Source organism: Ochrobactrum sp. EDr1-4 (assembly GCF_049199085.1).
In the GTDB taxonomy this organism is placed as follows: domain Bacteria; phylum Pseudomonadota; class Alphaproteobacteria; order Rhizobiales; family Rhizobiaceae; genus Brucella.
This window is the reverse complement of record NZ_JBLZOF010000002.1, coordinates 456,796-476,011: the sequence shown is the minus strand read 5'-3', so window position 1 is coordinate 476,011 and position 19,216 is coordinate 456,796. Positions and strand designations below refer to the sequence as shown.

Genomic DNA, 19,216 nt, shown 5'->3' with positions numbered 1-19,216 from the left:
ATTAAAACCTCAATGTTACGTTGGGGATTTCGCCAGCGATAACCGCGAGAACGATCTTCTTGGCTGTTTCTTCGTCCGCGCCTTGAGCCATCAATGCTTCTTTTGCGGGCTTCATGATTTTGGAGCGATGAGCCTTGTCGGCGTCTCGTGCGGCCTGTTCATCGGCAATGCGCTTGGCTTCGGCTGCACGTTCCGCTTCTGCCTGTTCGGCCTTCTGCTTTACTGCGAGGGCTTCCGCCTCGGCCTTTGCAACAGCGTCAGCCTTTTCACGTTCTGCCTGTGCGATTGCCTCTTGAGCCTTTTTCTCGGCTTCAAGGCGAGCAGCTTCAACGGCACGCTTTTCGCGTTCGGCGGCTTCCTTCTGTGCGCGTTCCGCTGCTTCTGCTTCACGCTTTACAGCCTGCTCGTATTCAGCCTTTGCAATCGCTTCGCGCTCTGCCTTCTCTTTGGCTAAGCGTTCCTTTTCGATACGTTCAGCCTCGATCCGGTCGCGTTCCAGCTTTTCAGCGCGAAGCTGTTCAAGTTCGAGCCGCTCTGCTTCTGCCTTCTGGTGAGCTTCGAAGGCGGCTTTCAGTTTCGCCAGCGCCTCTGCTTTCGCGGCCTCTGCCTGCTCCTTGAACTCGCCAAAACTGTCATCAATGATGACCTTTTCTTCCAATTCGCGGAAAAGAATGGCGAACGCCTGCGGCTCTCCGCCGATCATACCTTTGCCACAAGCATCGATATGAGCGAGTGTGGACTTGATATTTTCAATGCGAGCGTCTTCGGCAGTTTCCCACTCGGTCAACGGCTTGCGGACTGTTTCAGCCAGTGTGTCGAGTTCTTCACGGATCTTGCGGCGCTGCGCGTCAACCGTGTTTATCTTAGCGCGAGCATCTTCATTGAGCTTTTTGCCAGCTGCATCAATAGCCGTCTTGGTGCGCGTCACCTTATAGGCGAGGGCAGCAATTTCCTTACGGCTTGAAACGGTCGAAAGGTCTGGCTTGAAAGCGTCAGTCTCTGCTTTGATCTGCTCGTAAAACTGAGAATAGACCTTCTCATCAACGAGAACAGCAACAGGATTGGCCGATACATAGCCGACAATATCCGTGCCAGTTTCCGTCTGTGCCTGAGCGTTCATGCTGCAATTCCTTGTTTTGTCAGCCGCTCTAATTCCTCGTAAAGTTCAGCGTCTTTCTTATCGAGGTAACGGCGGGTGGTAATGTCGGGGTCAGTTTTCAGGAAATGCTCGATTTCCTTGCGCCTCTCGATGATTTCGGAGCGGGTGAGATTTTCGATAATCATCATGCCTCCCTGCGCATTTCGCGCTTGTGGTCGGCGTGATCTTCTTCGGCTTGCTTTGACTGCTCATTTGCTTCGGACATGAGCCAAGTATCGAAGCCGTCACGGTCAAGGATGCCGTCAATCAGCCAGCTAGGAAGGGTTACGTCCTCACCGTTTCGGGAGAAGGTCACTTCGTTTACGTCTGGCGCCGGTTCTTCTGCTGGACCGTCATTCGACGCTGGAATGAACTTGCTCACTGTGAAGCTGACAGTCATTTCGACTTCGATTTCAAAGCCGCATCTATCGCCGTTGATTGTGATGTTCTGTTTTGCGGTGAAGCGTTTCATGCTGCCACCTGCATGTCTGTAAGGCCGTCGATAAATGCGGCCGCAGCTGTCAGCGCAGAGGAAAGCGTAGGCTTAATGATGACGCGGTAGTTATCGAAGCCCTTGCCGTAGATGAGGATCGTGCAACCGTCTTCACGGGATGAAAGCTGTGTGGTGACAGATGAAAAATCATAGCCTTTGTCAGAGAGCATCTGGTTGAGCCTGTTCAATTCTGCTTTGATTTCCTGTTCAGACATCAACTTCACTCCGAGCGATTTCGGCCATTGTTTCGGCATGGCAGAGCATGAGAAACGTTGCTGCAATGGCGATGATTAAAAGGGTGAGGGCGAGCGCGGCGTAGGTCATGATGAGCTGCCTTCGCGGGCTGTGATCATGGCGTCAGCGAAGCGGTAGTAGAACTTGGCGCGGTCAACGAGGAAGCTATCAGGAGTGTTGTTCTCGAACATTCCTACGGTTTCGGATTGCGATGCCAAATCACCATCCAACGCCTTAGCTGCGAAGTAATCGCGGAGCGTCATTCCTGCGCTTGAGATAGGGTATCCATGCAGCAGGCCTTTTTCGTCGCGCTCAACCATGTCTCCGGTCGGGAATGCTGGACCGCCTGTTTTAATCTCGGCCATCGTCTTACCTCCACCGGCTGTCTGAGCCGATGAAACGGCTTTCATCACTGGTGACAGAGAACAGGTGAGCGTGGTCTTCGCGGGTCACTGAGCCATGGGCCAAGTGAAGATGATGAGAGAACATGATGCGACGATAGCGAACGGTCGTATCTGGATTGCTTGCCAGCCATACGCGGTGCTGTTTCCAAGCGTCAGCCATAACGCGCTGCTGGCGGGTGTTATCGCGGGCCTTTGGCGCGGGCTTAGCTGCCGACTTCGCCATGTTTGCGAGCGTGCCAGTAATTAGGTTTGCGTTGATCTGGTATGTGGAGTGCATTTCGTTGCTCCCAACTCGTTTGTTGAAAGCAGTATGCATAATGCAAACTATTGCGTCAATATAAAATATGCATAACGAGAAATAAAAATGAAAAACGCATACTATGCGTTGAGCATTGTCGCAAACCGTGTAGAATCAGGGTGCACAAGTCGCAGCCTGACTGCTGCGCATTACGATGAACGTAATCATGTTCTGGATAGGGGAGGTTGCTATGTGAACCGCAGCGCGTGGCGCGCTATTTCATCAGGTGTTGATCTACCGCATTCACCCAAGAGTGCAGGATGCCAATCGATCGCGAACCGATGTTCACAATCGTTTTTGGATTCAGCTGGAGAAAGTCATCAGGGCTTGGTTCCCAATTTCGCGGAACGAAGGGCAAATCATAGTTTGCATGCCACAAAGCATTCCTGATCCGCGAATAGATCGCGGCGCTATGGCAGAAGTCTTGCAAGGCTGGCAGCTTGTCCATGCCGCATCATATCAGGAAATGATTAACCCAAAAAGAAACCCCGCCGAAGCGGGGCGGCCCTAAGCGGCATAGTCATTTAGTTCGTTAATCAGGTCGATACTTTGATAGCCAAACGGCTCAGTATTAAAATCATACACCGTTTTCGCGGCAGTAATTGCGCCGAGAACTTCAACTCCTGCGGCTTCAAGTACATCCTTCGACGCAAGTAAAGTGCCGCCTTTGGTGAAAATATCATCAATGAGAAACGCTTTTTTACCTTTAACGTCACTCATCAATTTCAGATATTTTTTTAGTTCTTCTCTACTGCGCGACCCACGTTCGTGTGCCTTTTTCAGGGGCTCCGACCATCTCAAGCCATCGTAAATGTAAGGCTTTCTGTCGCTATTCACCAGAGAGCATCTTGCCATGATTAGTGATCGATAATTTGTCACGTCTAATGTTGCATCTCTAGAAGGAACCGGGATTAAGAGTACGTCATCGCTTACCTTCTCTTGCTTGAGTATAGCTTCGATAAAACTCCCAAATATTTCTCTCGCCCGATGAATGTTTGATTTGTTTATACCAATCGGCTTTTTGCGATAAACTATGGTAAAATTATTCTTAAATTTACCTGTTTTAACTGCCCAAGAAAAAGCCCTTGATTGCCAGTAAGGCTCTGTTCTTGCCTCGTTTTTATTAGCGAGTTCGGAATAATACACACAACAATAATGCACTCGCATGTTATAAAATCCGATTTAGAATGTCATTAACACTGGTCAGAACAATAGTTCTTGGATTATCCAAAAAGCGCTTGGGCCAAGTTAACTTTTCATTCTCAACCACAGATCGCATTATGAATAACCACCGACCAAGGCGAATACATTCAGCCGCTTGATGAAGCGTACCAGAGGTGTCGGACGCTTCAACAATAACGCTTGCATCAGATATTGCTGCCATCAGTCGGTTGCGTTTAGGGAAGTCAGATTGAAATGTCCGTTGACCGGGGTGGAATTGAGATATGAGTAGATGATCAGTGTATATCGTTTCCTGTAATTGGGAATTTTCTGCCGGATAAGCTTTATTTAAAGGCGTACCAATGACGGCAATTGTTTTACCACCAGCTTCAATAACCCCACTGTGTGCTGCAGTATCTATACCTTTAGCAAGGCCACTGGTCACAACCACACCGGCTAAAGCCAACCCCTTCGCTACTCGTCGTGCGCGTGCGCGGCCTTCGTCAGTTACTGAACGAGCGCCAATGACAGATACACTTGGTAATTTTAAAAGGTCGATATTCCCCGACCAAAATATAACCGGGTCGTTTTCTTCAGGCTTACGAAATAAGCTCTCTTGCTGCTTTGTGATAGAGCGGCCAGCATGCGCTAAGAGCTCGCTTAAGGGGGTTTCGACAATGGATGCAGGTTCGACATAACGAGAACGTCGATTAAACGTGCTTTCTGTGTGTCTCTGTTGTGCAACCAACGTTTTAGTACCCATATCTAAGAGCAATTTAACCCCCCAGAGAAAAATGCAATTTGTTAATTTTTAACACGATTCTCATTTAGCTGAGAAGTAAGGAATGAAAGTCGTGTCAAGTGGCAAAGGCTTTCGTTTGCATATTTACACATTATCCACAGCCAAAGTTTGTGATTACCTTGTCGTTGATCGCAACATCTGGCGGCGGCTAGTAGCCATCAATAATCCATCAAGAATGTTCTTGATTTGTTCTCGTCTATAATTCATCCTGCCGCAGATAACAAGCGTACAGGGAGTATGGGTAATGGGCATGCAGACTAACTTCATCGTGCAGAGCTACAGCAAGGGTCAGCGGGGCAAGCTGGTTGCTGACACGCCTTTCATTGCAAAGGACGTAGCACACGCAAAGCGGACCGCTGAGCGCATGGCTAACAGCAGTCCTATGGTGATTGCATTCACGAATACAGGCGATGCAGAAACCGGCGATTTCGAGCCGCCTAAGCTTATCTTTGCTCATGGCGACCAGTTGCCCCCAGAAGTTGACGAGATGGAGCGTGTCTAATGGCGGGCGGGGGCGATGATGATTATGGAGCGCGGCTTGTTGTCGAACTGTCCAGCGTTTACGTAGCATGCGATGATTGCGGGCATAACCGCATGCTATATTTATCGAATTTGAAGCGTGCGACAGAGCTGGGCGTTCAGAGCTATCGGGATCTGTGCAGCAAGATTAGATGCGGCGAGTGTCCACCCCGGCCACCACACGCACGGAACCTATCAATTCGCCCGACTTGGCGAAATGATGATCCGTCAGGCGTTGGCCTTGAATACGATCTTGTGTACTGAGAACACACGATCAGCGTCAAATTCCAATTCCCGTTCTTCGCCTTCATCCGGATTGTATTGATAGAGGCGGAGAACCCTCGATGAGCGAGAGTCAAATCGCTTGATGTAGCTCTCGACCGGAGTGTCTTCACCGTCCTCGATGAGCTGTGCAATCACGTCATCGCCAGCGCGTACTGGCAGGTGAGGGTTAACCCACACGGTTTCGCCTGCAAAATAGCGCGGCTCCATCGAAGTTCCAAACACCATGACAGCATAAGCGCCTTCAACGCCTTCAAGCATTGGAGGACAGAACACGCGGCCTATTTCCGTACCGTTTAAAACGAAGCGACCATTTGGACCGCCAGCGGATTGACCGAGCAGTGGGATAGAATGCTCTTGAGAGAATGCCTGGTATCGCGGCGGGAAGCTCGCGTTCGGCTTTGTTTTCGACGGGGTGAACGCTTCTTCGATGGCTGGGGGAATTTCTATCAGAACTCCGTCCGGTCCTTTACCTTCGCCCGTCAATAGCCATCCCGGGCTTACGCGGTATGCCTTTGCATACTTATCGACAGCCCGCGTAATTCCACGCTCGCCACTCTCGTGCTGCGTATAGGTCACATATGACCATCCGAAATATTCAGTTGCTTGGCGTGCGGTCTTAAATCCTCGTGCGATACGAGCTTCTTCAAGGCGCTTGGCGGGGTCTGGGCGAGTGTCTTCTGTCATTGTTGCATATTGCACATTTTTAGTATGCGTTTCGACTTGACGCATTAGTTTGCGTTATGCATACTATGCAAATGGAAAACGCAAACATCGACCTTCCAGCGATCCGTCGCACACTCAAGTTGACACAGACCCAACTGGCAGAAATGGCCGGGGTCAACCTCTCGACCGTCTGGCGTTGGGAGAAAGAAGGTTTGCCCACCCGTGGGCCTGCCAAGGCATTTATTGACCGTCTTGCCATTGATGCCTCTAAGCGTTCCCGCGTGAGAGCGTCAGCATGACCACTCCAAACCTCAACCCTAATCAGGATTAACCAATGAGCGGCGATATTACATCGGAAGCCCAGACAATTGCTGTCGGCCAGTTGCGAGCCTTCATTGAGCGTATTGAACGCCTTGAAGAAGAAAAGAAGACAATCGGCGAAGATATTTCCGAAGTCTATGCGGAACTGAAAGGGTCTGGTTTCGACAGTAAGGCTGTTCGCGCCATCATCCGTCTCCGCAAAAAAGAAGACCATGAGCGCCAAGAAGAAGAAGCAATGCTTCAACTTTACATGGACTCGTTGGGAATGGCCTGAACCATGAGCGCGACCGTACATCCCACACAAGACGGTAATTTCATTGCGACTTGCCAGATCACTGGCAAAGGCGCGAGCGGTCGCACTCGTCATCATGCTTTATCAAATCTGCTTTTGTCTGCTCCTAACGCCTCCCAAGCGGCAGACGAAAAAGCCGTGCCACCTTTCAATAAGCGTGGCACGGCTTCCTCTCATGGTCAGGACTAAGCGGCGATGAGGAAACAGCCTGACCAATTCTCAATTCTCAGAACTTGCGGGGCGTTTTTTGCGCGTTCTTTCAAGTCCGGCACCGTCTCCCGCAAGATTGGGCGCGGGGTGCTGGCGCGTGGTGGCAGGTCTTTTTTGAACCTTGAACACTTCACTACGCCTTTCCGCGTCTTCGTCATTTCTTCGGGCTATCGCGGCTTTACGAGCGTTTTGCAGAACTCTCCAAGCCGCGTGTCCGACGTGTTCCAAACAGTCTCTCCGGTTTCAAATTCGGTTTCGTTTCAGTTCGTTGCTGTCCTGAAACGTAGCTGGAGAGCTTTGCAATGTCCGACAAAGGTTTTGAAGGATCTGACAAAATGAGTGTCGAGTTTGTCAACAACGCAAAAGGCATGAGCGAATTCATCCTTGAACGGACCTTTCGGGGTCCGGGCGATACTGTTGACGCCGCAATGCACCGTGCCGAGCGCCTTTATGGAGCGCCAGCATCTTGGATGCACCGCCTGCGATACCGATCAATCAAAGACATGCCTGTGTCCGCTTATGCGGCCATAGCCCGCGCTTACAAGGCCGTAAGCGATGCATCCGATAAAATATACGAAGCCGAGAGGGAATTGGCTCATGCGCGTCATTCGAAACTGCTTGGCCTCACTGATACTTTGGCTGGAGCGCCACTCAGTGACCGCATGGCAGAAGTTGCGCCGGTACTGGCTGCGAAAAGTCCAGCGGCAAAAGGAACAGGAAACCTATCCGACCAGAATAGAGAAGGGCGATAAATGATCGATCTCCGCTCCATTCTGATTGCTGCCGCCTGCACGCTTATCCCGCTAGCTGTGGTGCTGTTTTATATGAAGTGGAACTTCTGATGACAGCAAGCGCACGCGGTCTTTTCAGAGCTACAGGGAATAAGCCTAAGCCAGTTCACATCATGCTCGACGGCGAGATTGTGAAAACCGATTCCCTTGAGCGTGAACCAAACGAGTTTTATCCGACACCGCCTGAGCCGACGCGCGCCTTTCTCCATGCTGAGATTGAGCGCCTGCGTGACTTCCCTTGCATCTGGGAGCCAGCAGCCGGTGACGGTGCAATGGTTCGCGAAATGGAATCGCTCGGCCTTGTCGTGCGTTCGTCTGATCTAATTGATCGCGGTTGCGATGCCGATATCCGGTCTTTCTATGATTTCCCGGTGTCGCCAGCTCCTGCAATAGTCACCAATCCGCCTTTCAACGAATGTGGTTGGGGCAACGGTAAAGCCCGCTGGCTTTATCACGCGCTCGATACTCTCGACGTCGATTACATGGCGCTGTTGCTCAACTGGTCTTGGCCGGGGGCAGGTGGCCTCGCATCGTTCTGGGGCCGATTCCCTCCTGCACGCGTTTACCTCATGCGCTGGAAGATCGACTTCACCGGTCAGGGCGCACCGCCAATGCTCAACGCGTGGTTTGTCTGGGACAAAGAACATCGCGGCGAAACCGTTCTGCGCATGCTCGACCGTAAGGACGCTCGACAGGGTGAGCTTTTCGGAGTTGGCGCATGAAAGAAGCACAGATCCACAAAGCTGTGATTGAACACTGGCGCAGTGCTGGCTTGCCTAACACGCTTGTCGCCACGATCCCGAATATGGGCGCTATGGGGCAGTATGGCCTCACTCGTGGGCTTCCTGACCTGTTGGTTATTGGCCCGCGTATTCATGGCTACATCGAACTTAAAACCATCAAGGGCAAACTCTCCGAGCATCAAGATCAATTCAGGCAGCTTTGCATCACAAGAGGCATTCCCTTCGCTGTGACCTATGGGCGTGACGAGCCTATCCGCGTCTTGCAGGAGTGGGGAATCGTCAAGAGGGAGGCCCAATGAGCCATGAGGCTACCAATTGGGCGATAAAGCAGCGTGGGCTTAAGCCTGCCGCGAAAATCGTTCTATGGCAACTATGCGACCGTTATCACCCTGATCATGGCTGTTTCCCCAGTCAGGAAACACTTTCGTCTGACTGCGAAATGTCGCGTGCATCATTGAACAACCAGCTTGCCGAACTGGAGAAGGCTGGATTGATCTGTCGTGAGCAACGCAAAACTCGTTCAAATCGCCAGCAATCAACCCGTTATCGGTTCGCTTTTGAGGCTGATTTTCCGTGTCCAGATTTTAGACACGGTGAGCAAAAAGCCGTGTCCAAATCTAACGAAAAGCCGTGTCCAAAAAACGAGGCTTTCCGTGTCCAAAATTTAGACACTAACCTTGTAATAGAACCAGTAATTAATAACCTTGAGAGAGATGCGCACGAGTGCGCTGATAAATCTGATTTGGATTTTCAAAAGACTTTCTCTCGCTGGCCTTCCTACGTTCACGACAGTGAAGGCGAAGCGGTAACTGCTTGGTTGGTTCTCACCGCTGAAGACCGCGCCCTAGCAGCTAAATTCCTTGACGATTACGTAGATCAGAGCCGCAAGGGTGGTCGCAAGACAATCTGCCGTTTCAGCCGCTATCTCTCGGAAAAGCGCTGGAGCAAGGTCATTTCTATTTCATCGCCAGAGAAGCGCGTGCCTTACCAGCCTATTGTTGACGGTGTTGAGAAGTACGCACCGATGTGGAGCGCTAAGCGCATGGTGTTGCTGGTCGAAGGACCGATTGCAAACATGCCAAAGCCAACAGCTTTCCTTGCTTCTGCGATTGCAAAGGGCGGCGAAGAAGGTCGCAAGTTCCATCTAGATCACGTCAGCCGCCACGGTTTCCCGCGTGTCAAGACGATGGATGATGCCCAAGGCTCGGTTGTCATTGAAGATCGGTATCGCGCACTAACAATGCATCTTGAGCCAGTCGCTTACGGATCAGCAATCTATCAGCGCTGGCAGGAGTTTTTCACCTCACAGGGCTGGCCTTGGAACCCCCCATTTCAACAGGCCGCATATCTGCCAAAGGGCGGGCCATCCGAAATTCAGACATTCATCAAAGCGGTTAAGGAAGGGGTGACAGCATGAACCCGATCACACCTAAGCAGAAAGAGGCTTTCGACTTTATTCGCGAGTTCATGGCGAAGAATGAATATGCGCCTTCTTACATTGAAATTATGGAAGCTCTCGGACTGCAATCAAAGTCTGGAGTGCACAGGCTTCTCCATAGTCTGCAAGAGCGCGGGTTAATCAAACTGAGGCCGAACCGTTCCAGAGCTATTGAAATACCAAAGGGCGAGGCGGCGGAATTCCATCTTAGGAGAGTTCTTCGCGCTTTAGAAGATTTGCCCGTTTCCACACATCCATCAGTACTACACGCGACACGTTTTCTTGCAGGAGCAGCATAATGTTTTACGCACGATCAAGCCATGTCGAGGCTGGCATTAAGCTTAGACAGCAGAAGGCGATGGCAACAGGGTTGCTCATCGTAAGCAGTCAGACCGAAGAAGAACGTCAACACAAGGCGGCAATTGAAAAGGCTGTAACGGAAGCGCGCGCAGAGGCTAAGGCGCAGGCCGAAGCAGAATATCTGGCAAAACTGGAAACCGTGGCCGCAGAAGCAGAAGCAAACAAGGAAGCTGCAATCATCGCTGCCTTTGCGCTTATGGGTAAGGAAGTGCCGGATCAGCTACGTCGGACATGGCGCGAGATAGCCGATGAGGTCTGCGCGCAGACGGTATTTTCTGTTCGTTGCATTCTTGGTCGCAGCCAGAACTATGAAATCTCGGCAGTTAGGCACTTAGCAATTCTGGCGGTATGGGCGGAGCGCGAGGATCTATCATTGCCACGCATCGGTCATTTTTTTGGAAATCGCGACCACACCACGATTCTAAATTCTCTTAAGCGTTTTGGCTTCGATAACCGCGAGCGCGCTCATGCCTTCGTGCGTAAGTGCCTTGCAGAAAACATCACGGCAAAGCAGGCAATCATAATTCGCAAAGCGGCATAGGAGAGGGCGATGAGGGTTACTCAATTCACACGAGACGCCTTAGCCATCGGCAGAGATGCAAGGTAAATGACAAGGCTAGGGTTTGAAAAGGTCGGTGAGGGCGGCGGCAAGCTCTGGGAATTGTATAGAGGAGGGAGGTGGCAACACCGCATCACAGATGTTCGGATAGCCAAATGCGGCAAAGCTCTCTGGATTAAAACGGCGAAAGAATAACCCCAGGCGATGAGGAAACACTATGGCGGCGTATAGCAAGGCAGCAAAGCGACGATTGAAAAAAGGTAGGCCATTGTTGCCAGCAGCAGAACGGGAGCCAAACGGACGCAAGAGCAGGAGAAAATCGGCTGTGGTACGCAGGATGCATGAGACGGAAGCAGAGACAAAGCTGGTTGTGATTTCTGCCCGCATGAAAATGGGCATGTCAGCGTCTATCGCAGAGCGGCCAGAAGCGGGTTCAGTTTTAGGTCGCCTCCATATCCTTTTCCCTGATCGCGTCACCTATGCGCATTATCAGGCAGGCTTGCGCTACGGTGCAGACTATTGCCGGTATTACGCTTTGAGCGGCATTCCATATCCATCAGCGCGCGCACACGACATGACCCGCATTCAAGGCGTTGGCACAGACAAGCCAGAAGCCGCAGGGCAGGCACGTGACCGCATCCTTGATCTGGGTGAAGCAATCCGCAAGGTCGATCAGCAAGGCCGACCAATTGCCACGACAATCCGGAAAGTCTGCATTCTCGATGAGGACACAGGCATGCACCTGCCGCACATGGTTCGCTTTCTCGCCATAGGATTAGATGCACTTGTGGATTTCTACGGGATAGATCGTAAGGCCAAACCAGAAGACTTGACTAATGAATGACATTTAGTCAGCCTGAATAAGGTAGCTGATTTGCGCGACCAAAGAGAATTACAGCGGCTTTCGGGCCGCTTTTTGATTCCGTATGTAGCAAGCCACGCTATATGTGGTGAAAGTCGTAAAAATTAGCCACTCATGCTAATCTTAACCTCGGCTGCGGCTACCTGCTCGGCAATTAGGTAAGGGTCTCTATTACCTGCCTCAAACTCGATGATGACTAATTTAGCCATTCGCGCACGGGCTTCATGAGTTTTCGGGCATCTGTCCAATAAGGTGCAGCATTCGGTATAAGCCGTCTGTAGTATGTCAACCTCACTTGGACGAAATGAACCACTGTACATTACATCTCTGAAAGGCATGCTTTCCTCCCTCCTTTGGAGCGGAGATTAAAGCGCCAGAGATTGTAAATTTCAAGATTAATTCAGTCTCGCCTAGAGCGGGAATTGTCATTTTAGGCGGCACTAAAGTATCAGTTGTAAATGCCTATTTTATAAGCAAGTATGAAACTTCCCTGACGGGGTTTTCGAATTTGCCCACTTAGCCAACCGGTTGAGTGGGTTTTTTCGTTTTAAGAGTTGAGGCAGGCGTTTAACCGCCTACCCCAAATTCTAATATGGCAATATTTGCGTGAAACTATTTTTTCTGCTTCTCAGAATCTTTGATCTGAGTGGTGAAGCCGCCACCAACCTTGCTTGCCGACTTATCAGCCGCGGCTGACTTGTCCTTCTTAGGTTTGCGCACTTCACGATTACTGCGTACTTGGCCTTTTGCCATGACGGAAACTTTCTTGCTTAAAGAGCGGAGTGTTCCAAACCTGCACAGATATCCGTTCAGGTCATTTTGCTCTGGTTTAAGCCTATCACTAATGTCCCACGCCTGTACGATAATTCAAAGGACCGGATAGGCTATATGAGGATTGAGGAACGATGACCGCCAAGCTTCTCGCTCTCTCAGCGCTCTTACTGTGCATCGCGGTGGCGTGGTTCTTCTATCGCCTCAATAAGTCTGGCGCTCATCCTCATGGCGCTCCTAAGCCTTATTGGGCTGACGATGAGCCATGTTGAATTGAATACAATCAAAGGAAATCAAACATGGCTCGTGGCGGTAAGCGCGATGGTGCTGGCCGTCCTGCTGGCACGGCAAACAAGAGAACGAGAGATATTGCCGATAACGCGATCAAGAATGGCATATCACCGTTAGAATATATGCTGTCGATATTACGTGACGAGAAGGCAAACACAGAGGATCGATTTGAAGCGGCAAAAGCTGCTGCGCCTTATGTGCATCCGAAGCTTTCAAGCGTTGAGCATAAGGGCGATGAAGACAATCCATTGCAGACTGTCACGCGCATTGAATTGGTAGCGCCAGATGACGACAGCGAGGATTGAATTACCGCCTAAGCTGATCCCGGTTTTTACCGGCAAAGCTGACGTTCGTGGAGCGCATGGAGGACGCGGATCAGGTAAGACACGTTCTTTTGCTCTCATGTCGGCAATACGAGCCTATATGTGGGATCGGGCAGGGCGTACCGGCATGATCTTATGCTGCCGCCAGTTTATGAACTCGCTGGATGAAAGCTCGCTGGAAGAAGTAAAGGCGGCTATTCGCGGTTGTGATTGGTTGCTCCCTCATTTCGATATTGGCGAGAAATATGTGCGCACTAAGTCAGGGCGCATTGCTTATAAGTTTGCTGGTCTTGATCGCAACATCAACAGCGTGAAATCCAAGTCGCGCATTCTGGTGTGTTGGGTTGAAGAAGCTGAGCCAGTCACAGAAACAGCATGGGCAACACTCATTCCGACCCTTCGTGAAGAAGACAGTGAGCTTTGGGTGACTTGGAATCCCGAACGCAAGGACAGCGCAACCAATCAGCGGTTCTTTAAATCAGAAAACCCTTTGCATAAGATTGCAGAGGTGAACTGGCAGGATAATCCGTGGTTTCCGGACATTCTTAATCGCGTGCGTGAAGCTGATAAGTCTGAACGTCCAGACCAATACGGCCATGTTTGGGAAGGCGAGTTTAAAACGGCAATCGCTGGGGCTTATTTTGCGAGCCACATTCATCAGGCGCGTGAAGAACGGCGCATTGGCCGTGTTGCTAAAGATCCGCTTATGACAATCAGGGCCTATTGGGACATTGGCGGCACAGGCGCAAAGGCAGATGCTACCGCTATCTGGATCGTGCAATTTGTGGGACGAGAGGTTCGCGTGCTTGACCATTACGAGGCGCAAGGACAGCCGCTGGCAACTCATGTTAATTGGTTGCGCGAAAATGGCTATGGCAAAGCACTTTGTGTTCTGCCTCATGACGGATCAACCAAAGATAAGGTTCACGATGTTTCTTTCGAGAGTGCGCTGGAAGAAGCGGGTTTTGAAACAGAGGTCGTTCCAAACCAAGGCGCTGGCGCTGCACGCATGAGAATTGAAGCTGTGCGCAGACTGTTTCCTTCCATGTGGTTTAACGAAGAAACAACAGAGGCCGGAGTTGAAGCTCTTGGCTGGTATCACGAAAAGAAAGACGAGCAGCGCGGTATAGGGCTTGGACCTAACCACGATTGGGCGTCACACAGTGCCGACGCTTTCGGCCTTATGGCTGTTCATTATGAGCAGCCGCGTATTCAGGGCAAGCAGAGCCGCTACGGTGGCCGTTCGTCATCATCTACAAGTTGGATGGCAGGATAATCAATGGCAGCAGATGAAGATTACAAGCCTTCGGTCGATGAAACCGAGGGCCGCGACCCGTCGCGCCTTGATAAAGATAGCCTGAGCCAGAAACTTAAGAACTGGTACAAGCAGGACATTCAGCACACACTTGAATGGCGCAAAGAGGCTCGCGAGGACTACGCTTTCTATAATGGCGATCAGTGGTCAGAAGCAGACACCAATGCTTTGAGAGAGCAAGGGCGTCCTGTGATGACCTTCAATCGTGTTGCGCCTTTAGTGAATGCTGTTGTTGGCTCTGAAATCAATAACCGCCGTGAGGTGCGTTATATCCCGCGCGAAATAGGCGATGCGGAAGCGAACGAGTTGCTGACCAGTGCAGCAGAATGGTTTCGCGACCAAGCTGGCGCAGAGGATGAAGACAGCGATGCATTCGAAGACAGCGTCATTTGCGGCATGGGTTGGACTGATACTCGGCTTGATTTTGAGTTAGAGCCGGATGGCGCGCCAATCGTGCAGCGCATGGACCCGCTTAAAATGGCTTGGGACTGCAATGCGGTTAAGCCCAATCTTGAAGATGCAACGCGCCTCTGGTTTGTTGATGAGAAGCCGTTCTCCGAAGTGAAAGAAATGTTCCCGGACGTTGCGCCGGAACTCCTGCATGCAGCATGGGCAAAAACCTTAGCACTCGATCCAGCAGAGCCGCACGATCAAACGCAAGCTGATTTCTATACGGGTGAACAGAACGATATTGCGGAAAAGTACAACAACAAGCTTTGCACACTGGTCGAATGTCGGTGGATGGAACGCGAAACCTACTATCGCGGGCCAGATCTGCAAACAGGCCAGATGCGCGAATATTCCAAGCAGCAGATTGATTTGCTGAAAAAGAATGTTCCGGGTTTCCGCTTTGCCAAGCAGTCACGCAAGATTGTGAAGCGTGCATTCATCGGTCGCGACTTGCTGGGTGAGCCAGATCGCCCGCTCGTGCCAGCTGGCATGTTTGGCTGGGAGTGTGTCACAGGCTATCGCGATAAACTGAAAAAACAGTTCTATGGCGTTGTGCGCCCGACAAAAGACCCGCAACGTTGGGCAAATAAGTTCTTCTCGCAGGTTATGTATCTACTCAACAGCCAATCTAAAGGCGGCATTATCGCAGAACGCGGTGCATTCGAAGACGACCGGCAAGCAGAGGAGAGCTGGGCTAAGGCTGACAGTATCACATGGGCAAAGAACGGCAAACTTAGCGCTGATAAAATCCAGCCAAAGCCGGTTGCGCAATTTCCGACAGGGTTCTTTGCTCTCTTCAACGAAAGCAAGGAAGCAATCAGCCAAGTAACTGGTTTGTCGCCTGAGTTTATCGGAACGCGCGAAGTCGATCAGGCCGGCGTATTGGAAGCACAGCGCCGTCAGTCATCGCTTAATCTTCTGGCTTCTCTGTTCAACAGTCTTCGCCGCTATCGCAAGCGACAGGGCCGCGTGATGCTCTATCTGATCCAAAACTACCTGTCAGATGGTCGCCTCGTTCGTATCGTTGGCGATGAAAAGCAGGAATATGTGCCTCTCACACGTGAGAATATCACTGATGCAGACTACGACATCATTGTCGATGATGCGCCAACCAGTCCAAACGAGAAAGAGCGGACGTGGGGCATTATGATGCAAATGCTGCCAATGCTGAAAGAAATCATATCGCCGGACATGATGCTGGAGATTGCGAAATATTCGCCTCTTCCAGCAACGCTCGTTGATAGCTGGATTAAGAAGGCAAAGCAGGCACAGGAAGAGGAGGCCAAAAAGTCTCCGCAGCCGACGCCCGAAGAAATCAAGATGCAGGCAGAAATGCAGAAGCATCAACTGGCCTTACAGGGCAAGCAAGCCGATATTCAGATCAAGCAGCAGTCCGCGCAGATGAAGCAGGAATCCGACTACATTGATCTGATGGTGCAGCAGCGTAAGGCTGAAATCGATCTTGCTGTAGCTTCGCAAAAAGCTGAAATCGATATGCAGAAGAACGCTGCAAATGCGGTTTCGAACTCTATCCGACAGCAGAACGCCAATACCAAACGCGCACGCGTTGAGATGTAATTCCATCCAATCAGGATGGCTTCGCCCGCTTGAGCGTATCAAGCCTCGTAGGCCCACGAGACGGGCAATCAGGTGCAAGATGACAAAGAAGGAGAAGAAAGCCTTAGAGGCTTTGTTCAGAAAGATTTCTGTTAGCGACTTTCAACTTGGTAGGGTCAGAAAGCTTATAGATGACCTCGCCTTCATCGCTGAGATTGAGCCTAAAACTCATCAGCGAGCTATAAATCAATACATCGATTTTGTTGAAGATTTTTATAAATCGCGAATGGAAATCAACCGTTTTGCTACCCGATACAAGTTAGAGGTTGAATGATGGCTGAGGAAAACACAGGCGGCTTAACGGCGGCAGAACAAGCGTATTTCGAAAGCGGCGGCACGACTGATGTTATCGAGCAGGAGGCTGTAACCACTGAGCAGCCCGCTGTTACAGAGGTTTCACAGGAGCCAGCACAGGCCGAACCAGCCGGGCAGGAGCGTGACGAAAAAGGCAAGTTTGTCCCGCATGGTGCGCTTCACGCAGAGCGTGAGGAACACAAAAAGACTAAGGCCGCACTTGAAGAAATTCAGCGCAATCAGGCCGTATTAAATGACCGCTGGAATACCTTGCTCGCAGCCAATAAGCAGCAGCAGGAACAGCCAAAAGAAGAAACACCGCCAGACCCAGCAGAAGACATTATCGGCCATCTGTTGTGGCAGGGTAAGCAGTTCGAAGCCGATAAAGCCGAGCGTCAGAAACAGACGCAGGAACAGCAGCAGCGCGAACAGCACCAGCAGCAAGAGCAAGTTATCTGGTCAACGTGGGACAACAGCGCCAATCAGGCGAAAGCGTCAATTCCAGATTTTGATCAGGCGACAGGATTTCTTGCGCAGCTTCGCGATAATCAGTTGCAGGCTTTTGCATCAGTTGATCCTAATTTCGGCAACCAGCAGGCGCGTGTAGCTCAAATTAACGCAGAGCTTCGCCAGATCATCATTCAGGCCAAGCAGGCAGGCCAAGATCCCGCGCAAGCCGTTTATCAGATTGCACAAGGCTACGGATACACGGCCAATAAGCAGCCAAACCCGCAGCAGCAGACAATCGACAAAATTAATATGATCGATGAAGCGCAGCGCTCCTCCAAGACGCTGACCGCATCGAACGGAACCAACACTGGCGATCCTCTCTCAGCCGAAGCAATCGCGGCTATGCCTGCAAAAGAATTCGATGCTTGGATGAAAGACCCGGCGAACGAAAGACGTTTCAACGCTCTTATGGGCGGATGATACGAGAATAAGCCCTTGGCATGGCTTTAAACAGCCCTTCGCTTGTCGGGGCGCAATCCGACACTGCGACGGCAGCAATCCGTCTTCGCCCGCTCACGGCGTGAAGTGCAGCGCCAACCCCGCAACTAATCTCAGGAAAATTCGATATGACTACCACAAACTTTGGCGTCAATGACGCCTTGGCGAACAAGCTGTGGTCGAAGAAACTGGCGGTTGAGGTGCCTAAGGCTGTTGCCATCGCACCATTGATCGGAACGTCTTCGAACAGCATCATTCAGCTCAAAGACGAAACACAGAAATCAGCTGGCGATAAAGTGACCTTTGGTCTTCGTCGTCAGCTCGTTGGTGATGGTGTATCTGAAAGCGAAGTGCTTGAAGGCAACGAAGAAGCGCTTTCAACTTATTCGGATGCGATTTACATCAACGAGCTAGCGCACGCTGTCCGAGTTAAGAACGAGGGCACAATTGATGCGCAGCGCGTGCCGTTCAAACTTCGTGAAGAAGCAAGCGCAGGTCTTACAGACTGGTATGCAGATCGTCTTTCGATGACTGCATTTATCCATTGGGGCGGCTTCACAGCGCCTACGATGGAGTTTGAAGGTCGTCTCGTTAACCTCAAGCCGGTGCATTGGGGCTTTAACGCGCCAATCGCTCCATCTGCCAACCGTATTATTCGTGCGGGCGGCAAAGCGACAGACGAAGCACTCGTTGCTGCCGATATCTTCGAACTATCCTTGATTGATAAGGCAGTAGAGCGCGCCAAGCTTGCTAATCCAAAGATCCGTCCGGTGCGTATCAATGGTGACAATCACTATGTGATGTACATTCACCCGATTCACACCACTCAGCTTCGCCGTAATACCGAAGAAGGCCAGTGGCTGGATATTCAGAAGGCGGCTGAAAAGCGTGGTTCTGAGAATCCGATCTTCTCTGGTGCTCTTGGCGTCTACAACAACGTCATTCTGCGAGAAGCTGAACACGTTGTGCAGGGTGTGCATTCTACAACTGGCAAGCTGGTTCCAAACGTCCGCCGTGCGGTTCTGCTCGGTGCACAGTCTGCTGTGACTGCATACGGCATGAAAACCACCCCCAACAAATACAAGCAGGTCGAAGAACTGTTCGATTACCAGCGTGAGCTGGGTGTTTCGGCACAGACGGTTCTTGGCTTCAAAAAGACGGTGTTTGATGGCTCCGATTTCGGCGTCATCGCAATTCCGACTTTTGCGCAGCCTTCGTAAGGAGCGATGAACCATGGCTACCAATGATCCAAACCAGCCCAAGCAAGGTCGCCAACTGGCCTTGCAGGTTACCCACGTCATTCGCAAGCGTGTTCGGTTCGATGATCTGAACACAGAGGGTGAAATTGGCATTCTGCCAGACAAGGCCATCATTCTTCGCGGCAATGTTTATGTGACCACGGCTTTTAGCGGCGGTACGTTGAATATTGGCGTGCAGGGCGGCGCAGCAAATGAGTATCTGGCTGCACAGGCCCTCAACGCGACTGCAATTGCCCCGCTCGATAAGCTCGCAATAGCGAACGCTTACCGACCTCTGGAAACTGTTCTGACCTTCGCAAGAAGTGCCGCAGCGACAGCCGGTGAAGCTTTTATCGTTGTTGAATATGCAGTTCAAAACTGATTGGAGGGCTTCGG

General features: G+C 51.1%; 30 protein-coding genes and 1 pseudogene. 21 read left to right on the top strand and 10 right to left on the bottom strand.

The features are described 5' to 3' along the window. Position 1: 1 nt before the first annotated feature. From ACOZHT_RS08675 to ACOZHT_RS08640, 8 genes are all read right to left on the bottom strand, one after another. Entirely contained in the window at positions 2-1,120 is a 1,119-nt protein-coding gene (locus ACOZHT_RS08675; RefSeq protein ID WP_421565604.1) for a hypothetical protein, read from the bottom strand. Beyond that, complete coding sequence (locus ACOZHT_RS08670) at positions 1,117-1,287, bottom strand: hypothetical protein (RefSeq protein WP_421565603.1); 171 nt, start codon at positions 1,285-1,287, stop codon at positions 1,117-1,119. The genes ACOZHT_RS08675 and ACOZHT_RS08670 overlap by 4 nt, the downstream gene beginning before the upstream one ends. After that, positions 1,284-1,610 (bottom strand): hypothetical protein, encoded by a 327-nt coding sequence (locus ACOZHT_RS08665; protein WP_421565602.1) that lies wholly within the window; start codon positions 1,608-1,610, stop codon positions 1,284-1,286. The genes ACOZHT_RS08670 and ACOZHT_RS08665 overlap by 4 nt, the downstream gene beginning before the upstream one ends. After that, positions 1,607-1,846 (bottom strand): hypothetical protein, encoded by a 240-nt coding sequence (locus ACOZHT_RS08660; protein ID WP_421565601.1) that lies wholly within the window; start codon positions 1,844-1,846, stop codon positions 1,607-1,609. Before ACOZHT_RS08660 ends, ACOZHT_RS08665 begins: the two co-directional genes overlap by 4 nt. A gap of 105 nt (positions 1,847-1,951) precedes the next feature. Further along, positions 1,952-2,230: a hypothetical protein gene (locus tag ACOZHT_RS08655; protein ID WP_421565600.1), complete on the bottom strand. Its 279-nt coding sequence runs from the start codon at positions 2,228-2,230 to the stop codon at positions 1,952-1,954. 4 nt (positions 2,231-2,234) lie between these two features. After that, the gene (locus ACOZHT_RS08650) at positions 2,235-2,546 is read right to left on the bottom strand and encodes a hypothetical protein (RefSeq protein ID WP_421565599.1); all 312 of its coding nucleotides are present in this window, start codon (positions 2,544-2,546) and stop codon (positions 2,235-2,237) included. A 528-nt stretch (positions 2,547-3,074) separates the two neighbouring features. Then, entirely contained in the window at positions 3,075-3,734 is a 660-nt protein-coding gene (locus tag ACOZHT_RS08645) for a phosphoribosyltransferase family protein (protein WP_421565598.1), read from the bottom strand. Between the two features lies 1 nt (position 3,735). Then, positions 3,736-4,503 (bottom strand): DNA-processing protein DprA, encoded by a 768-nt coding sequence (locus ACOZHT_RS08640; RefSeq protein ID WP_421565597.1) that lies wholly within the window; start codon positions 4,501-4,503, stop codon positions 3,736-3,738. A 271-nt stretch (positions 4,504-4,774) separates the two neighbouring features. Between ACOZHT_RS08640 and ACOZHT_RS08635 the strand changes: the two genes are divergently transcribed. After that, the gene (locus ACOZHT_RS08635) at positions 4,775-5,032 is read left to right on the top strand and encodes a hypothetical protein (RefSeq protein WP_421565596.1); all 258 of its coding nucleotides are present in this window, start codon (positions 4,775-4,777) and stop codon (positions 5,030-5,032) included. Positions 5,033-5,277: 245 nt separating this feature from the next. On the opposite strand, the gene ACOZHT_RS08630 is transcribed toward ACOZHT_RS08635, so the two are convergent. After that, complete coding sequence (locus ACOZHT_RS08630) at positions 5,278-6,018, bottom strand: XRE family transcriptional regulator (protein ID WP_421565595.1); 741 nt, start codon at positions 6,016-6,018, stop codon at positions 5,278-5,280. Between the two features lie 71 nt (positions 6,019-6,089). On the opposite strand from ACOZHT_RS08630, the gene ACOZHT_RS08625 reads away from it, so the two are divergent. The 12 genes and pseudogenes from ACOZHT_RS08625 to ACOZHT_RS08570 all read left to right on the top strand — a co-directional run bounded on the left by ACOZHT_RS08625 (position 6,090) and on the right by ACOZHT_RS08570 (position 11,555). Next, on the top strand, positions 6,090-6,296 hold the full coding sequence (locus tag ACOZHT_RS08625) for a helix-turn-helix domain-containing protein (RefSeq protein WP_421565594.1): 207 nt from the start codon (positions 6,090-6,092) through the stop codon (positions 6,294-6,296). A gap of 35 nt (positions 6,297-6,331) precedes the next feature. Next, complete coding sequence (locus ACOZHT_RS08620) at positions 6,332-6,592, top strand: DUF2312 domain-containing protein (RefSeq protein WP_421565593.1); 261 nt, start codon at positions 6,332-6,334, stop codon at positions 6,590-6,592. A gap of 3 nt (positions 6,593-6,595) precedes the next feature. Further along, positions 6,596-6,799 carry a hypothetical protein gene (locus ACOZHT_RS08615; protein ID WP_421565592.1) on the top strand — a complete coding sequence of 68 codons (204 nt, stop codon included), beginning with the start codon at positions 6,596-6,598 and terminating at the stop codon, positions 6,797-6,799. 6 nt (positions 6,800-6,805) lie between these two features. Continuing rightward, the gene (locus ACOZHT_RS08610) at positions 6,806-7,159 is read left to right on the top strand and encodes a hypothetical protein (protein ID WP_421565591.1); all 354 of its coding nucleotides are present in this window, start codon (positions 6,806-6,808) and stop codon (positions 7,157-7,159) included. Then, positions 7,156-7,572, top strand: coding sequence for a hypothetical protein (locus ACOZHT_RS08605; RefSeq protein ID WP_421565590.1), 417 nt, complete (start codon positions 7,156-7,158; stop codon positions 7,570-7,572). Before ACOZHT_RS08610 ends, ACOZHT_RS08605 begins: the two co-directional genes overlap by 4 nt. Positions 7,573-7,661: 89 nt before the next feature. Beyond that, positions 7,662-8,333, top strand: a complete 672-nt coding sequence (locus ACOZHT_RS08600; RefSeq protein WP_421565589.1) for a hypothetical protein — start codon at positions 7,662-7,664, stop codon at positions 8,331-8,333. Beyond that, positions 8,330-8,653 (top strand): VRR-NUC domain-containing protein, encoded by a 324-nt coding sequence (locus ACOZHT_RS08595; RefSeq protein WP_421565588.1) that lies wholly within the window; start codon positions 8,330-8,332, stop codon positions 8,651-8,653. The genes ACOZHT_RS08600 and ACOZHT_RS08595 overlap by 4 nt, the downstream gene beginning before the upstream one ends. Continuing rightward, positions 8,650-8,838, top strand: a pseudogene (locus ACOZHT_RS08590) (helix-turn-helix domain-containing protein); the annotation flags it as partial. The gene ACOZHT_RS08595 and the pseudogene ACOZHT_RS08590, both read left to right, overlap by 4 nt. Positions 8,839-9,096: 258 nt before the next feature. After that, complete coding sequence (locus ACOZHT_RS08585; RefSeq protein ID WP_421565705.1) at positions 9,097-9,771, top strand: hypothetical protein; 675 nt, start codon at positions 9,097-9,099, stop codon at positions 9,769-9,771. Further along, on the top strand, positions 9,768-10,091 hold the full coding sequence (locus ACOZHT_RS08580; protein WP_421565587.1) for a LexA family protein: 324 nt from the start codon (positions 9,768-9,770) through the stop codon (positions 10,089-10,091). The genes ACOZHT_RS08585 and ACOZHT_RS08580 overlap by 4 nt, the downstream gene beginning before the upstream one ends. Then, a complete protein-coding gene (locus tag ACOZHT_RS08575; protein ID WP_421565586.1) occupies positions 10,091-10,693 on the top strand; it encodes a helix-turn-helix domain-containing protein in 603 nt (200 codons plus the stop codon). The genes ACOZHT_RS08580 and ACOZHT_RS08575 overlap by 1 nt, the downstream gene beginning before the upstream one ends. 235 nt (positions 10,694-10,928) lie before the next feature. Further along, a complete protein-coding gene (locus ACOZHT_RS08570; RefSeq protein ID WP_421565585.1) occupies positions 10,929-11,555 on the top strand; it encodes a hypothetical protein in 627 nt (208 codons plus the stop codon). A gap of 630 nt (positions 11,556-12,185) precedes the next feature. Here ACOZHT_RS08570 and ACOZHT_RS08565 read toward each other — a convergent pair. After that, complete coding sequence (locus ACOZHT_RS08565; protein WP_421565584.1) at positions 12,186-12,326, bottom strand: hypothetical protein; 141 nt, start codon at positions 12,324-12,326, stop codon at positions 12,186-12,188. A gap of 152 nt (positions 12,327-12,478) precedes the next feature. Between ACOZHT_RS08565 and ACOZHT_RS08560 the strand changes: the two genes are divergently transcribed. The 8 genes from ACOZHT_RS08560 to ACOZHT_RS08525 all read left to right on the top strand — a co-directional run bounded on the left by ACOZHT_RS08560 (position 12,479) and on the right by ACOZHT_RS08525 (position 19,202). Beyond that, positions 12,479-12,616, top strand: a complete 138-nt coding sequence (locus tag ACOZHT_RS08560; RefSeq protein WP_421565583.1) for a hypothetical protein — start codon at positions 12,479-12,481, stop codon at positions 12,614-12,616. Between the two features lie 27 nt (positions 12,617-12,643). Next, the gene (locus tag ACOZHT_RS08555; protein ID WP_421565582.1) at positions 12,644-12,940 is read left to right on the top strand and encodes a hypothetical protein; all 297 of its coding nucleotides are present in this window, start codon (positions 12,644-12,646) and stop codon (positions 12,938-12,940) included. Continuing rightward, entirely contained in the window at positions 12,921-14,234 is a 1,314-nt protein-coding gene (locus ACOZHT_RS08550; RefSeq protein WP_421565581.1) for a PBSX family phage terminase large subunit, read from the top strand. Before ACOZHT_RS08555 ends, ACOZHT_RS08550 begins: the two co-directional genes overlap by 20 nt. Before the next feature lie 3 nt (positions 14,235-14,237). After that, on the top strand, positions 14,238-16,301 hold the full coding sequence (locus tag ACOZHT_RS08545; RefSeq protein ID WP_421565580.1) for a portal protein: 2,064 nt from the start codon (positions 14,238-14,240) through the stop codon (positions 16,299-16,301). A 79-nt stretch (positions 16,302-16,380) separates the two neighbouring features. Then, the gene (locus ACOZHT_RS08540; protein ID WP_421565579.1) at positions 16,381-16,614 is read left to right on the top strand and encodes a hypothetical protein; all 234 of its coding nucleotides are present in this window, start codon (positions 16,381-16,383) and stop codon (positions 16,612-16,614) included. Beyond that, positions 16,611-17,564: a hypothetical protein gene (locus ACOZHT_RS08535; RefSeq protein WP_421565578.1), complete on the top strand. Its 954-nt coding sequence runs from the start codon at positions 16,611-16,613 to the stop codon at positions 17,562-17,564. The genes ACOZHT_RS08540 and ACOZHT_RS08535 overlap by 4 nt, the downstream gene beginning before the upstream one ends. 146 nt (positions 17,565-17,710) lie before the next feature. Further along, the gene (locus tag ACOZHT_RS08530; RefSeq protein ID WP_421565577.1) at positions 17,711-18,802 is read left to right on the top strand and encodes a N4-gp56 family major capsid protein; all 1,092 of its coding nucleotides are present in this window, start codon (positions 17,711-17,713) and stop codon (positions 18,800-18,802) included. 13 nt (positions 18,803-18,815) lie between these two features. Continuing rightward, a complete protein-coding gene (locus tag ACOZHT_RS08525; RefSeq protein WP_421565576.1) occupies positions 18,816-19,202 on the top strand; it encodes a hypothetical protein in 387 nt (128 codons plus the stop codon). Positions 19,203-19,216 lie beyond the last annotated feature (14 nt).

Coding starts and splice junctions, on each gene's coding strand:
- ACOZHT_RS08675 (WP_421565604.1), bottom strand. CDS start 1,120: ATGAACGCTCAGGCACAGACGGAAACTGGCACGGATATTGTCGGCTAT.
- ACOZHT_RS08670 (WP_421565603.1), bottom strand. CDS start 1,287: ATGATGATTATCGAAAATCTCACCCGCTCCGAAATCATCGAGAGGCGC.
- ACOZHT_RS08665 (WP_421565602.1), bottom strand. CDS start 1,610: ATGAAACGCTTCACCGCAAAACAGAACATCACAATCAACGGCGATAGA.
- ACOZHT_RS08660 (WP_421565601.1), bottom strand. CDS start 1,846: ATGTCTGAACAGGAAATCAAAGCAGAATTGAACAGGCTCAACCAGATG.
- ACOZHT_RS08655 (WP_421565600.1), bottom strand. CDS start 2,230: ATGGCCGAGATTAAAACAGGCGGTCCAGCATTCCCGACCGGAGACATG.
- ACOZHT_RS08650 (WP_421565599.1), bottom strand. CDS start 2,546: ATGCACTCCACATACCAGATCAACGCAAACCTAATTACTGGCACGCTC.
- ACOZHT_RS08645 (WP_421565598.1), bottom strand. CDS start 3,734: ATGCGAGTGCATTATTGTTGTGTGTATTATTCCGAACTCGCTAATAAA.
- ACOZHT_RS08635 (WP_421565596.1), top strand. CDS start 4,775: ATGGGCATGCAGACTAACTTCATCGTGCAGAGCTACAGCAAGGGTCAG.
- ACOZHT_RS08630 (WP_421565595.1), bottom strand. CDS start 6,018: ATGACAGAAGACACTCGCCCAGACCCCGCCAAGCGCCTTGAAGAAGCT.
- ACOZHT_RS08625 (WP_421565594.1), top strand. CDS start 6,090: ATGGAAAACGCAAACATCGACCTTCCAGCGATCCGTCGCACACTCAAG.
- ACOZHT_RS08620 (WP_421565593.1), top strand. CDS start 6,332: ATGAGCGGCGATATTACATCGGAAGCCCAGACAATTGCTGTCGGCCAG.
- ACOZHT_RS08615 (WP_421565592.1), top strand. CDS start 6,596: ATGAGCGCGACCGTACATCCCACACAAGACGGTAATTTCATTGCGACT.
- ACOZHT_RS08610 (WP_421565591.1), top strand. CDS start 6,806: ATGAGGAAACAGCCTGACCAATTCTCAATTCTCAGAACTTGCGGGGCG.
- ACOZHT_RS08605 (WP_421565590.1), top strand. CDS start 7,156: ATGAGTGTCGAGTTTGTCAACAACGCAAAAGGCATGAGCGAATTCATC.
- ACOZHT_RS08600 (WP_421565589.1), top strand. CDS start 7,662: ATGACAGCAAGCGCACGCGGTCTTTTCAGAGCTACAGGGAATAAGCCT.
- ACOZHT_RS08595 (WP_421565588.1), top strand. CDS start 8,330: ATGAAAGAAGCACAGATCCACAAAGCTGTGATTGAACACTGGCGCAGT.
- ACOZHT_RS08580 (WP_421565587.1), top strand. CDS start 9,768: ATGAACCCGATCACACCTAAGCAGAAAGAGGCTTTCGACTTTATTCGC.
- ACOZHT_RS08575 (WP_421565586.1), top strand. CDS start 10,091: ATGTTTTACGCACGATCAAGCCATGTCGAGGCTGGCATTAAGCTTAGA.
- ACOZHT_RS08570 (WP_421565585.1), top strand. CDS start 10,929: ATGGCGGCGTATAGCAAGGCAGCAAAGCGACGATTGAAAAAAGGTAGG.
- ACOZHT_RS08565 (WP_421565584.1), bottom strand. CDS start 12,326: ATGGCAAAAGGCCAAGTACGCAGTAATCGTGAAGTGCGCAAACCTAAG.
- ACOZHT_RS08560 (WP_421565583.1), top strand. CDS start 12,479: ATGACCGCCAAGCTTCTCGCTCTCTCAGCGCTCTTACTGTGCATCGCG.
- ACOZHT_RS08555 (WP_421565582.1), top strand. CDS start 12,644: ATGGCTCGTGGCGGTAAGCGCGATGGTGCTGGCCGTCCTGCTGGCACG.
- ACOZHT_RS08550 (WP_421565581.1), top strand. CDS start 12,921: ATGACGACAGCGAGGATTGAATTACCGCCTAAGCTGATCCCGGTTTTT.
- ACOZHT_RS08545 (WP_421565580.1), top strand. CDS start 14,238: ATGGCAGCAGATGAAGATTACAAGCCTTCGGTCGATGAAACCGAGGGC.
- ACOZHT_RS08540 (WP_421565579.1), top strand. CDS start 16,381: ATGACAAAGAAGGAGAAGAAAGCCTTAGAGGCTTTGTTCAGAAAGATT.
- ACOZHT_RS08535 (WP_421565578.1), top strand. CDS start 16,611: ATGATGGCTGAGGAAAACACAGGCGGCTTAACGGCGGCAGAACAAGCG.
- ACOZHT_RS08530 (WP_421565577.1), top strand. CDS start 17,711: ATGACTACCACAAACTTTGGCGTCAATGACGCCTTGGCGAACAAGCTG.
- ACOZHT_RS08525 (WP_421565576.1), top strand. CDS start 18,816: ATGGCTACCAATGATCCAAACCAGCCCAAGCAAGGTCGCCAACTGGCC.